Consider the following 13,139-nt stretch of genomic DNA (forward strand, 5'->3'; position numbering starts at 1 on the left):
TGGTAATCTGTAGAAGAACAAATTGAATCAAGAGGAGAAAGACTATGAAACGACCAGAAGACACACGCGTCGTTGTCGGCATGTCCGGCGGAGTCGACTCCTCCGTGACGGCTTACCTGCTCAAGCAACAGGGATATGACGTCATCGGCATCTTCATGAAAAACTGGGATGATACCGATGAATTCGGCCACTGCACGGCGGAAGAAGACTTCCAGGATGTCCGGCGCGTCTGTGAACAGATCGGCATTCCATATTACACCGTCAATTTTGAAAAAGAATACATGGATAAAGTATTCCAGTATTTTTTGGATGAATATAAACGCGGGCGCACTCCGAACCCGGACGTCATGTGCAACCGCGAAATCAAGTTTGGCGAACTGCTGGCAAAAGTGATGGACCTGGGAGCCGATTACATCGCGACAGGCCACTATGCGCAGGTGAAATTCATCGACGGGGAGTACAAGCTGATCCGAGGCGCGGACAACAACAAGGACCAGACGTATTTCCTCAACGTGCTCGGCCAGGAGCAGTTGTCCAAAACGATGTTTCCCATCGGACATTTGCCAAAGCCCGAGGTGCGCAAAATTGCCGAGGAAGCAGGGCTTTACACCGCAAAGAAAAAGGACAGCACAGGGATTTGCTTCATTGGCGAACGCAACTTCCGCGAGTTTTTGCAAAACTACTTGCCAGCGAAGCCCGGCAATATCGAGACTGTCGAGGGAACCGTGATCGGGCAGCACGATGGACTGATGTACTACACGCTCGGTCAGCGCCAAGGGCTTGGAATCGGCGGCGGACACGGCACGAGCGGTCAACCGTGGTTTGTCGTGGACAAGGATCTGGAACGCAACGCACTGATTGTCGGGGAAGGCTCCGATCATCCCCGCCTGTACTCAAGCAGTCTTTTGGCGACAGACGTGAGCTGGGTTAGCGCCAACAAGCCAACTGGATCGTTTGTCTGCACCGCGAAGTTCCGTTATCGTCAGCCGGATCAGCAAGTGACGGTACACGTGCAGGAAGGCAACACCATAGAGGTCGTTTTCGCTCAACCGCAAAAAGCCGTTACTCCTGGACAGGCCGTCGTCTTCTACGATGGCGAAGTTTGTCTCGGCGGAGGAACGATCGACAAGGTGCGTTCGATAGATAAAGAGAATTAATATACGGGGGAAGCGCTTGGTGGATGCAACGAAAAAATCCAAAGTGATTATCGTTTCGTTTTTGGCGGGAGCACTCCTCTTGGGGTTTCTCGCTTACATGGGAATGTCGGCTACGAGCAGTGAGCACATGGCGACGATCCAGGCTGTCATCAAGGAAAAAGGCGGCGTGATTGAACCGGGCGGCGTGACCGCTGTTCCTGCCGATGAAAGCCCTTTTGCCAAAAGCGGAAAAGGCAATACGATTTACCGCATTGTGTACAAAAAGGACGGGGAAAGCCTGACAGCCTGGTACCGTTCCGAAAACCATTCCTCCATCATCAAAGAGCCGGAAGAGTGGATTCTTCCGAAATGAAGAATAACCTTGACTGGGAGAGTGAGGGCATTACATGACCCAATACGCTGGACTTCGTGAGTTGGCCCAATTGATTAGCAGACTGGAGCCGCAGCTTGCAGGGGCAACCTTGAGCATTTTGGCCCATGAAAACAAAGAGCAGATCGCATCCTTGCTTCTGGAAGGGCTGGGCAGCGGCGTTTCCGTGCAAAACAGCTCTGGCGAATACGCCAACCATTTGGCGAATTTGCGCGTGGGCGCGAACAAATATACGTTCGCCCAGGACTGGCGCGAGGTGTACATCAGTGAGATCAATTACTGCGCCTGTCGGATTCCGCCGGGCGGTCACGGTCTTTTGGTGCACCATACCGACTATCCCGGGGTCATTTACGACGTATCCCGCAAACTGGCTGACCACGAAATCAATATTTCCAAGCTGAACGTGTCGCGCGAGCAAAAAGGGAAGAACGCCCTGCTTGTTTGCGTCACGGATGAAGAGATTACGCCAACAGTTGTAGCGGCGATTGAAGAGCTGCCGCAGATCAACAAGGTGTTGTCCCTCCAGTAAGCCGAAAAAGAGCAGAAATGCGTGCATGACCGCTCATATGTTTCGTATGGGCGGTTTTTTGCGTGCGTGGAGCGGTTGTTGGCCGGTTTTGGGAAAAGAAAAAGCTGCCCTGGTTAGCAGGCAGCGGTTTTGGAAGCGAAGCGGATCGCGTGGCTGATCAGGACGTGCAAGACAGAGGTGTGATTTTCGTCCGGGAATTGACGGAACGTGGCTTGTATCTGACCTGTGCCGAGAGCGGACAGCCTTTTTGCCATGGCCTCAGCTTTGACGTTGACGTGGAAGCGCCCGTCGTTCTCCAGTTCCCCGATCGTCAGGAGCGCTCTGACTTTCAGCTCGTCTGTAAGCCGTTCAGGCAAGCGCCGCTCTTCTTCGAGCAGGACGCTTTCGTTCCAGTGAATGGACGGGCTGCCGGCGATATAGCATTGGTACTCGTGCGGCCGCGTCAACAGGGCGTGCAGCACCAGCAAGCCGCCGAGAGAATGACCGAAGATCGTCTGGCGGGTACGATCGATAGGAAAATCTTTTTCGATAGCAGGCTTCACCGTTTTCTCGATAAACGAAAGAAACCTTTCGGCGCCGCCCATTTCCGGCCATTCTCCGCCGCGCGGATGAGCGGGCAGCTCGTCTTGCGGAACGACATGCGTGAAGTCGTAGTAGCGGGACGGATGGAAAGGCGCTTCCGTCGGATAGCCGATGCCGACGACGATGGCTGGTTGCACGCCTGTTTTTTCAGGAGCGCGGCATTGCAGGCGAATGGCTTCGGTCATCGTGCCGAAAACCGAGTTGGCGTCCAGCAAATAGATGACAGGAAAGCCTGTTGGCGGCGGGGCTGTGTCTGGCGTGCTCACAAATAGGTGGAACGTACGATCGTTGTATGTTATTTTTCTCGTTTGGGAACGGGGAATCGCTACTGCCTCGTAAGTCGTACTGTCCATCATGGGTCACTCTCCATTCGTCCGTAGGCGTCAACTTTTATGTACACGAAACCTATTATATGGACGAAAACCAGAGATTGGCAATAGAGAAATGAGAGAGATTATCACTACGAAAATTGAACATGCCAAGCTTGACTCCTACGATATATTGAGGTAAAGTAAGTTTTACCAACTACATATTGATGCGGACAGGTGTTTACCACGCTATATTTGGTAGACTTAATAGGGAAGTCGGTGAGATTCCGACGCGGTCCCGCCACTGTGATGAGAGAGTTCCATTTGCTTGTGATCGCCACTGATTGAGCCAATCGGGAAGGCCAAATGGAGCAATGACCCCAAGCCAGGAGACCTGCCTGACTGCAAGCACTGTGTAACCTACGGAAGATAGGGAAGTGTTCGAGCGCTCCATTCGTTTGTCATGCTGAATGGATACGATGGGAATCATCATGCGCATTCGACATTTTGGCGTCGAATGCGCTTTTACTTTGGCTAAAAAGTATACAATTGCAGTAAAGGATGAGGGACATGATAATCGCTTTTGATTCAAAAACAGGAAACGTGAGACGATTCGTAAACAAAATCGATCTGCCGCGCGTGGAAATCGATCCGGAGATGGTGCTAGACGAGCCGTTCATCCTGGTGACGTACACGACAGGCTTCGGGCAGGTGCCAGAGAAGGTGGACCGTTTCCTGAAGCGAAATCATGTCTATTTGCGCGGAGTGTCTGCCAGCGGCAATCGCAACTGGGGCACCAGCTTTGCCAAAAGCGCAGATACAATCGCGATCCAGTATGGCGTTCCGGTGATTTCCAAGTTTGAATTGTCCGGTACCGGCCGTGACGTGGAACAATTTACGAGTGGGGTGGCAGCAATTGCGGCACATTGAATTGAACAACCAACTAATGCAGCGTGGAAACGACGGGTTTTACCAATTGGAAAAAGACAGAGAGGCAGTCGCCGTCTTCATGGAGGAAGTGCAGGCGAAGACCATGACCTTCAACAGTGTCAAAGAGCGGATGGACTATTTGATCCAGCATGATTTTTATGAAAATGTGTATGAGGACTACACCGTTGAACAGGTCGACGAAGTTTTCCGACTGGCGCATGACACTGGTTTTCAATTCGCGTCGTACATGGCCATCTCCAAGTTTTACAAAGACTACGCTCTGAAAACGGACGACAAGTCCACGTATTTGGAGCAGTACCCGGATCGGGTAGCGATTGTTGCTCTCTCGCTCGGCCGCGGAGACTTCGAGCTTGCGAAGCGCCTGACTGTTTCCATGATGGAACAGCGTCTCCAGCCGGCTACACCGACATTCCTCAATGCAGGGAAAAGCCGCCGCGGGGAAATGGTCTCCTGCTTCTTGCTGGAAATGGACGACTCCCTGAACTCGATCAACTACGTGCTCGGAACTTGCATGCAGCTCTCGAAAATCGGCGGCGGCGTAGCGGTCAATCTGTCCAAGCTTCGCGGGCGGGGAGAGCCGATCAAAGGCGTCGAGGGCGCAGCCAAAGGCGTCATGCCTGTACTCAAGCTTTTGGAAGATGCGTTTTCCTACGCCGACCAGATGGGACAGCGCAAAGGCTCCGGGGCAGCTTATTACAACATTTTTGGCTGGGACATCAACGAGTTTCTCGATTGCAAAAAGATCAACGCTGACGAAAAATCGCGGATCAAGACATTGTCGATCGGCCTGATTGTGCCGAATGTGTTTTACAAGCTGGCAGAGGAGAACAAGCCTCTGACCGTGTTCGCTCCTTACTCGGTCTACAAGGAATACGGCGTTCATCTGGATGATCTGGATCTCGATCAGATGTACGACGAGTTGGTCGCAAACGAGCGCATCAAGAAAAAGATCGTCATGAGCGCCCGCGAGATGCTTACCAAGATCGCGATGATCCAGATGGAATCGGGCTATCCGTACATCATGAACAAGACGAATGCGAACAAAAACCACGCGCTCAAAGATATTGGAGCGGTCAAAATGTCCAACCTGTGCACGGAAATTTTCCAGTTGCAGGAGACTACTACGATCACGAATTACGGCGAGGAAGACATTATCCGCCGCGACATCAGCTGCAATCTGGCTTCCCTGAACATCGTCAACGTGATGGAGCACAAAAAAATCCGTGAATCCGTGCGCGAAGGCATCGAAGCGATTACGTCCGTCAGCGATGTAACCCGTGTGGAAAATGCGCCGGGCGTGCAAAAAGCGAACCGCGAGCTGCACTCTGTCGGATTGGGGGCGATGAACCTCAACGGCTACCTCGCGAAAAACAAAATCGCGTATGAGAGTGAAGAAGCAAAAGATTTTGCCCGCACGTTCTTCATGATGATGAACTTTTACTCGCTGGAGATGAGCGCCGAGATTGCCAAGGCAAAAGGGGAAACCTTCATGGGCTTTGAGCAGTCGGAGTACGCCAAGGGCACTTATTTTGACAAATATCTCGCAACCGATTACCGTCCGCGTACGGAAAAAGGCAAGCAGCTGTTCGAGGGCGTGCACATTCCGACGCCAGAGGACTGGGCTTCTCTCAAGCAAAAAGTGCAGGAGAACGGGCTGTATCACGCCTATCGTCTGGCGATTGCTCCGACACAGAGCATTTCCTACATCCAGAATGCGACATCGAGCGTAATGCCGATCGTGGAGCATATCGAGACGAGAACGTATGCGAACTCGACCACGTATTACCCGATGCCGTACTTGACGCAAGAGAACTATTTTTACTACAAGTCTGCCTATGTGATCGACCAGTTCAAAGTCATCGATCTGATTGCCGAAATCCAGGAGCATGTGGATCAAGGGATTTCTACCGTGCTGCACGTCAACAGCAACATCTCGACAAGAGAGCTGGCTCGCTACTATATTTACGCGGCGAAAAAAGGCTTGAAGTCGCTCTACTACACGCGCACCAAGCATCTGACGGTAGAAGAGTGCATTAGCTGCGCCGTTTAACAACAGATGTAGGTCATTGGAACAAGTTGATAGAGAAGAGGAACGCCTTATGAAAGCAGTCAATTGGAACAGGCCGGACGACGATTTTACGATGACGTTTTGGAATCAGAACATCATGCAGTTCTGGACCGATGACGAGATTCCGCTGTCGGACGACAAAATGTCCTGGATGGAGCTGAGCGCTACCGAGCGGGACACGTATAAAAAAGTGCTCGGTGGCCTTACCTTGCTCGATACGGTGCAAGGCGGCGTCGGGATGCCGAAAATCATGGAGCATGTGGACGGATTGCAGCGAAAAGCCGTCCTGGCTTTCATGGGCATGATGGAGCAAATTCACGCCAAGTCTTACAGCAGCATTTTCACGACTTTGGCTGCCACCGAAGAAATCGACGAGATTTTTGCCTGGGTGGAGCGCAATCCGCATCTGCAAAAGAAAGCGGCGTTGATCTCGCAACGCTATCAAAGCATCGAGACAGCGAAAGACTTGTACATGGCGATGGTTGCCTCTGTTTTTCTGGAAAGCTATTTGTTTTACAGCGGCTTCTTCTACCCGCTCTTTTTGGCTGGACAGGGCAAGATGACGAGCAGTGGCGAGATCATCGACCTGATTGTGCGCGACGAAAGCATTCACGGACTGTACGTCGGCGTGCTTGCGCAAGAAGTGTATCAACGCCTCAGCGTCGTCGAGCAGACAGCTGTGAAAGAGGAGCTGTACGCGTTGCTGCACGAGCTGCATGAGAACGAAGAGGCGTATACCGTGTCTCTATATACGGAAATTGGCTTGGCGGACGAAGTGCTGGCTTACGTGCGTTACAACGCGAACAAAGCGTTGATGAACCTGGGACTGGACCCGTTCTTCCCGGAGGAAGAAGTCAATCCGATCGTTTTGAACGGGATTCGGACGCATACGAAGCAGCATGATTTCTTCTCGAAAAAAGGAAATGGCTATGTCCGCACGCTCAACGTCGAGCCGCTGACAGATGATGATTTCCGCTTTGAGTAAAAAGTTAAACGTATGTTTAAAAAGACTGCCGCTCATTGGCAGTCTTTTTTCGATTCCGATCCGAAAATGCGCCAGTAGAATATACGTGAGGTTTGCTCGATAAATAATATTTTAATAGATGGGAAGGAAATGAATCGCCTATTTTCAATATCTTTTCATTTATATTTATGTTATAAATAAATGACGTAACGAGCTGTTTTACTTCTGGTTGTCCAGATAGAATCGTGATCAGCGCGGAAGTGGCAAGCGAGAAGCGATCTGGTCATCGATTACCGATTTGGTCGACTGATTTATCTGACAATTATTCCCGCTCGATCTGATCCCGGTTGTTGGGGCATGAGCGGGCGGAGTGATTGTGTGAATTTTTTCACTAATCAGAGGGTTGCTGAAAAGCACCTTTGCTTTGGAATTACAGGAGGGTTTGTGTCATGCATCAAAAAGGTTCTTCTTCGTTCATCCTCATCATCGGCTTTATGCTGTTCGCTCTGTTCTTCGGAGCGGGGAATCTGATTTTTCCACCAATGCTGGGGCAAATGGCTGGAACGAACGTATGGACGGCCAATGCGGGCTTCCTGGTGACGGGAGTCGGGCTGCCGCTGCTGGCGATTATCGCGTTGGTTTATTCGGGAATGGATGATTTGCGTTCGTTGGCGAGTCGTGTGCATCCGGTATTTGGTCTTGTGTTTACGATTTTGCTCTACTTGGCAATCGGGCCGTTTTTCGCTATTCCGCGATCCGGGAACGTCTCGTTTGAGATCGGAATCAAGCCATTTTTGTCCGAGCAAGCTGGTCCGGTTCCACTGATCGTCTTCACCGTCTTGTTCTTTACACTCGCTTGCCTGTTATCTCTCAATCCTGGGAAAATTATCAATGTAGTCGGAAAAGTCTTGACACCGATCAAGCTGACTTTTATCGGAGTGATTGTGTTGACGGCGATTTTGTTCCCGATTGGCGCGCTGCAAGCACCTGTGACGGATTATCAGTCCAAAGCGTTTTACAAAGGCTTTCAGGACGGCTATTTAACCTTGGACGCTTTGGGGGCATTTGTGTTTGGAATCATCATCGTGAATGCGATCAAGCAAAGAGGCATTACGGCGAAAAAGCAAATTTTGCTCACGTGCGCAAAAGCAACGATGATCGCGGGCGCACTTCTGGCGTTCTTCTACACGGTGCTTGCCTATATGGGTGCTTCCAGTGTGGAGAAGCTTGGTCATCTGGAAAACGGGGCGCAAATTTTGGCCAAGGTGTCCAATTACTACTTCGGCTCTTACGGCGCCGTTTTGCTTGGCCTCATGATTACGATCGCATGCCTGACCACCAGCGTCGGCCTCATTACAGCGTGCTCTTCGTTTTTCCATTCGCTGTTTCCGGCGATCTCGTATAAAAAGTTTGCCGTCATTCTGGCTGTGTTCAGTACACTCGTCGCCAATATCGGCTTGACGGCGCTGATCAAAGTGTCGGTTCCGATCTTGATGACCATGTACCCGATTGCGATTTCCCTCGTCTTTTTAACGTTTATGCACAAAGGATTTGGCGGACGACCAGAGGTGTATCAGGGAAGCTTGCTCGCTACTTTTCTGATCAGCCTGTTTGACGGACTGAACGCGGCAGGTGCCCAGCTTCCCGTCATCAACGACTTCTTTACTCGCTACTTGCCGATGTATACGATCGGGCTTGGCTGGATGCTGCCCGCTGTTGCAGGCGCTGTGATCGGCTACACTATTTACATGATTCGCAAACCTTCTCTGCGGGCACAGGAGCTGCGACTGACCAAGCAGTAAACCGGAAAGCTGGCAGAGTAGAGGCAATCAGGCTGAACTTTGAAATAATTTTGGTGAGTGGAAATAGTTTAGCATGACAAAAACTGGTTTACGTGTTACTGTAAGGAGAAAGGTGCTCTTTTGCTAGATGCGAGAGCACATGCACTCATACCGACAATTTCATATGAGTGGGAACAGGTTCCTTGGCCGCGAAAATCGGCGCAAGGATGAAAAGGGAAGTCGGTGAGAATCCGACACGGTCCCGCCACTGTATGAGGGGAGTTTGCACAGCGATAAGCCACTGGTCGAGACGGACTGGGAAGGCGTTGTGCAGATCGTGATCCTCAAGTCAGGAGACCTGCCTGTTTCGACAACACTGCTTAACCTACGGGAGATAGGGAGGTGTTAGGATGCTGTGATCTCAGTGCTTATTTGGCATTTCTAACGTTCTTTTTGACCGTTGGAAGTGCCTTTTTTGATTGGCTTTACAAATACCTTCAATGGATGGGAGAGAAAGCTCATGAAAAGCAGCAACCTGGGATATCCGCGAATCGGCAAAGACCGGGAGTGGAAAAAAGCATTGGAGTCCTTTTGGGCAGGCAAATTGGAAGAGTCAGCGTTCCTTGCGCAAATGGAGCAAATCCGCCAGCAGCATCTGATCAAGCAAAAAGACAAAGGCATCGAGTGGATTCCCGTCAACGACTTTACTTACTACGATCACATGCTGGACATGGCTGTCATGTTCGGACTCGTTCCGAAGCGTTTTGCCTATGATGGCGGCCCGGTACCGCTCGATACGTACTTCGCCATGGCGCGCGGCAACAAAGAAGCTGTCGCAAGCGAAATGACCAAGTGGTTCAATACGAACTATCACTACATCGTTCCTGAGTTTGGCGAACGCCCGCCAGTGCTGGCAGAGAACAGGCCGCTGAAAGCGTACCTGGAGGCCAGGGATCAGCTGGGCATCGTCGGGAAGCCGGTCATTGTCGGGCCGTACACGTTTGTCAAGCTGGCGAAAGGATATGCGAAAGACGAGTTCGAACGCGTTGTCGATCAGATCGTGCCGCTTTACGTGGACGTGCTTCGTGAACTGGAACTGCACGGCGTGGAATGGGTGCAAATCGATGAGCCGGCTTTCGTCCAAGATATTTCCGAGCAGGACAGAGCGCTCATTCGCCGAGTGTACGAACAGTTCAGTCAGGCGCTGCCACACCTCAAGCTGATGGTTCAGACGTATTTCGAAGCGGTGGATTGGTACGAGGAACTGATCGCGCTGCCAGTGGAAGGCTTGGGCCTGGACTTTGTCCACGGAGGAAAAGCGAATTTGGCCAACCTGACGGCACATGGTTTCCCGCAGGAAAAAGTGCTCGGCGCAGGAATCGTCGATGGCCGCAACATTTGGCGCTCGGCTCTGGAGGAAAAGTGGGAGCTGGTCAAGACGATCAGCAATGTGGTCGACCCGGACCGGATTTGGCTACAGCCATCGAGCAGCCTGTTGCATGTTCCCGTCACTGTTGAAGCAGAAACCGATTTGCCTGGGGAAGTTCAAGCGGCATTAGCCTTTGCGGACGAAAAATTGGGAGAAGTGCAGCTTTTAGTCCAAGGATTCCGATTTGGAAAGTATGTTATTTCGAAGGAAGTTGCCCAGAACGAAAAGGACTTGCTCCGCCTGGCCGAGTCTCCGGCGAGAAACCGGGAGAAAGTACAGCAGGCTCGAAAAGCGCTGGAGACGACAGAAGCCAAACGCGACGTGCCGTTCCACGAGCGCCGCGATATCCAGCAAGCCGCCTGGAAGCTGCCGCTTTTGCCTACAACGACGATCGGCAGTTTCCCGCAGACGACAGAGGTTCGTCAGGCCAGACAGCAGTACAAAAAAGGGAACTGGACAGTCGAGCAGTACGATGCCTTCATCGCGGAGCAAATCAAGCAGTGGATTGCGATTCAGGAAGAGATCGGGCTGGACGTGCTTGTCCACGGCGAGTTTGAACGGACAGACATGGTCGAATATTTCGGGGAAAAGCTCGACGGCTTCGTCTTCACGAAAAATGGCTGGGTTCAGTCGTACGGTTCCCGTTGCGTCAAGCCACCTGTCATCTACGGCGATGTGCAGTTCGTCGCTCCCATGACTGTCAAAGAGAGCGTATACGCCAAGTCGTTGACGGAAAAACCAGTAAAAGGCATGCTGACAGGCCCGGCGACCATTTTGAACTGGTCATTTGTCCGCGATGACGTGTCCCGCCAAGAGGTGTGCGAACAGATCGCCCTGGCGCTGCAAGCAGAAGTGGAGGCGCTGGAAGCGGCGGGAATCCGCATGATTCAGGTGGATGAGCCTGCGCTGCGGGAAGGCTTGCCGCTCAAGCAGGCAGACAGGGCGGCGTATCTGGACTGGGCCGTCAAATCGTTCCGCGTGGCTACCTCGACAGTTGCCGCGAGCACGCAAATTCACACGCATATGTGCTATTGCGAATTTCACGACTTCATCGACGTCATCAGCGAGCTGGATGCCGACGTCATCTCGATCGAGACGTCTCGCAGCCACGGCGAGCTTGTCTCCGTCTTCGAGACTTGCACGTACGATAAAGGAATCGGCCTGGGCGTATACGACATCCACAGCCCGCGCGTTCCGGCTGTCGCGGAGATCGAAGAGATGGTGTCGCGCGGCGTGCAAGTATTGCCGCCAGCCCAATTCTGGATCAACCCGGATTGCGGTCTGAAGACGCGCGGAAGAGCAGAGACAGTGGAAGCTTTGAAAAACATGGTGGCGGCGACGCATGCTGTGCGTGACCGTTTGACACAAAAAGCATAATCGCATGATGGCAACGAGAGGAGCAGCACAGATGGCAACAGAAGCATGCCCGACCGGACAATCCCGAACCTATTTGACTGATCTCGTGTTCCCGCCGGACACGAACCATCACAATACGATTTTTGGCGGAAAAGTCATGGCGTACGTCGACAAAATCGCCTGCATAGCGGCGATGCGTCATTGCCGGAAGCCCGTCGTCACTGCTTCCAGCGATTCCTTTGATTTTCTCGCGCCGATCAAAACGGGCGAAGCGATCAATCTGGAAGCATACGTCACCTGGACACACAACACGTCGATGGAAGTGTTCGTCAAGGTCGAGTCGGAAAATTTGCTGACGGGCGAAAAGAAAATGACAGCGAGGGCGTACTTGACGATGATCGCGCTCGACGACCAAGGAAAGCCAACGTTAGTGCCGGCTGTCATTCCCGAGACGGAAGAAGAGCGCATCCAGCATGAAAAGGCAAAGCACCGCTACGCATTGAGAAAACAGCGCAAAGCGGAACAATAGAATTTTGCAGCAAAACCCTCACTTTGGTGGGGGTTTTTTGCTGGCACCGATTTATTTACTCACCTTCTTGTCTCTACTATAATAGGCGTAGGAAAAAAGTAGTAAACAATGGAGTGGAGGTTGGCACAAACTTGCAAAACCAGAACGAAGCAGTTGCAGAGATTCACAAGAAAATCAGGACACTTTGGATCACCAGCGCCTTTTTCGGATTGATGTCACTGTTCGGCATCATGACGGGCAATTTTCTTCTGCTCCTGTTGGGGTTGGTGTTTGTTGTACCTGGCATTTGGGCGATTGGAAAATTTAAAAGAATGCTGCAAAACCAGCTTGCCGACTATCAGCCCGGAAAAGGGTTCTCGTTTTTTCGCAAGACAGGAGAACAAAAAATCAAAGTGATCACGTACACCCAAATTGGCATGGCTGGCTTGATTTTGTTCAGCCTGATCACAAAGCTTTCTGTCGGGCCTACGCTGTTTATCGGCCTTTCCGCGCTTGTTTACTTGCAGTTCGTAATGAAGCGCCGGATCAAGGTACATACGAAAATTGACGATGCCACCTTGTTTGAGCTGGAGGAAATCGGGATTATTACGCCAAAAGATATCGTGAAGGCGCTGTACAAAGATTTCGAGAGCTGGCGACATGTGCAGCCCAACAACAAAATCTTTTTGGTTAAACAGGACGCGCTCGTCTGCATCGTCATGCAGGAGCGGCACGAAGCCGTGCGGATGGAATGTCGGCTGCGCGATATCCAAAAGCTTGGCATCGTCGGCAGCGGAAAGAATGGCGAAGGCTTGCTTCTGCTGATCGGGACCGTCCATGATAACGCTGTTCGCCTGAAGCTGGACGGAAAAAGCTTTCAGGATTCCCCCGAAGAGTTTGTCTCGCATTTTTTGCAAGCGTTGGATGAAGCTCTTCAGACTGCTTCACCCGGTACACCCGCTCTTATTCGCGATGGGCGGATGATGCCGCGTCCCGAACTTCAGGAACACGCACCTAGTGAAAAGCCAAGGGTGGTCATTCGGGAAATTGAGCTTCCGTCAAGTGCGGCCAGCAACAACGACAGCGGGCAAGTACCGAGAAAGACAGGTGCGACAGGAAGGCAGCTAGACTTGTAG

11 protein-coding genes and 2 riboswitches are annotated in these 13,139 nt (G+C 51.8%); of the genes, 10 read left to right on the top strand and 1 reads right to left on the bottom strand.

Features of this window, described 5'->3' with window-relative positions:
• Positions 1 to 44: 44 nt before the first annotated feature.
• Genes mnmA through HP435_RS14185 form a run of 3 tightly spaced genes read left to right on the top strand, consistent with a single transcriptional unit; the run spans position 45 to position 2,056 of the window.
• Entirely contained in the window at positions 45 to 1,157 is a 1,113-nt protein-coding gene (mnmA, locus tag HP435_RS14175; RefSeq protein WP_173595945.1) for a tRNA 2-thiouridine(34) synthase MnmA, read from the top strand.
• 19 nt (positions 1,158 to 1,176) lie between these two features.
• A complete protein-coding gene (locus HP435_RS14180; RefSeq protein ID WP_122963321.1) occupies positions 1,177 to 1,509 on the top strand; it encodes a hypothetical protein in 333 nt (110 codons plus the stop codon).
• A gap of 34 nt (positions 1,510 to 1,543) precedes the next feature.
• The gene (locus HP435_RS14185; protein ID WP_063231043.1) at positions 1,544 to 2,056 is read left to right on the top strand and encodes an ACT domain-containing protein; all 513 of its coding nucleotides are present in this window, start codon (positions 1,544 to 1,546) and stop codon (positions 2,054 to 2,056) included.
• 113 nt (positions 2,057 to 2,169) lie between these two features.
• On the opposite strand, the gene HP435_RS14190 is transcribed toward HP435_RS14185, so the two are convergent.
• Positions 2,170 to 2,991: an alpha/beta hydrolase gene (locus tag HP435_RS14190; protein WP_173598778.1), complete on the bottom strand. Its 822-nt coding sequence runs from the start codon at positions 2,989 to 2,991 to the stop codon at positions 2,170 to 2,172.
• 173 nt (positions 2,992 to 3,164) lie between these two features.
• Positions 3,165 to 3,363: riboswitch (cobalamin riboswitch) on the top strand.
• A gap of 153 nt (positions 3,364 to 3,516) precedes the next feature.
• Between HP435_RS14190 and nrdI the strand changes: the two genes are divergently transcribed.
• The 7 genes from nrdI (at position 3,517) to HP435_RS14225 (ending at position 13,139) form a co-directional block, all read left to right on the top strand.
• Positions 3,517 to 3,876 carry a class Ib ribonucleoside-diphosphate reductase assembly flavoprotein NrdI gene (gene nrdI, locus HP435_RS14195; RefSeq protein ID WP_173595946.1) on the top strand — a complete coding sequence of 120 codons (360 nt, stop codon included), beginning with the start codon at positions 3,517 to 3,519 and terminating at the stop codon, positions 3,874 to 3,876.
• Positions 3,863 to 5,947, top strand: a complete 2,085-nt coding sequence (gene nrdE, locus HP435_RS14200) for a class 1b ribonucleoside-diphosphate reductase subunit alpha (RefSeq protein ID WP_063231041.1) — start codon at positions 3,863 to 3,865, stop codon at positions 5,945 to 5,947. Before nrdI ends, nrdE begins: the two co-directional genes overlap by 14 nt.
• Positions 5,948 to 5,996: 49 nt before the next feature.
• Entirely contained in the window at positions 5,997 to 6,950 is a 954-nt protein-coding gene (gene nrdF, locus HP435_RS14205; RefSeq protein ID WP_122963319.1) for a class 1b ribonucleoside-diphosphate reductase subunit beta, read from the top strand.
• Positions 6,951 to 7,378: 428 nt separating this feature from the next.
• Complete coding sequence (brnQ, locus tag HP435_RS14210) at positions 7,379 to 8,731, top strand: branched-chain amino acid transport system II carrier protein (RefSeq protein WP_122963318.1); 1,353 nt, start codon at positions 7,379 to 7,381, stop codon at positions 8,729 to 8,731.
• A 158-nt stretch (positions 8,732 to 8,889) separates the two neighbouring features.
• Positions 8,890 to 9,091: riboswitch (cobalamin riboswitch) on the top strand.
• Positions 9,092 to 9,230: 139 nt separating this feature from the next.
• Positions 9,231 to 11,516, top strand: a complete 2,286-nt coding sequence (gene metE / locus HP435_RS14215) for a 5-methyltetrahydropteroyltriglutamate--homocysteine S-methyltransferase (RefSeq protein ID WP_173595949.1) — start codon at positions 9,231 to 9,233, stop codon at positions 11,514 to 11,516.
• A 31-nt stretch (positions 11,517 to 11,547) separates the two neighbouring features.
• Positions 11,548 to 12,024 carry an acyl-CoA thioesterase gene (locus tag HP435_RS14220; RefSeq protein ID WP_229049910.1) on the top strand — a complete coding sequence of 159 codons (477 nt, stop codon included), beginning with the start codon at positions 11,548 to 11,550 and terminating at the stop codon, positions 12,022 to 12,024.
• Positions 12,025 to 12,155: 131 nt separating this feature from the next.
• Entirely contained in the window at positions 12,156 to 13,139 is a 984-nt protein-coding gene (locus HP435_RS14225; protein ID WP_173595950.1) for a hypothetical protein, read from the top strand.

The organism is Brevibacillus sp. HD3.3A (genome assembly GCF_013284375.2).
GTDB lineage: Bacteria > Bacillota > Bacilli > Brevibacillales > Brevibacillaceae > Brevibacillus > Brevibacillus parabrevis.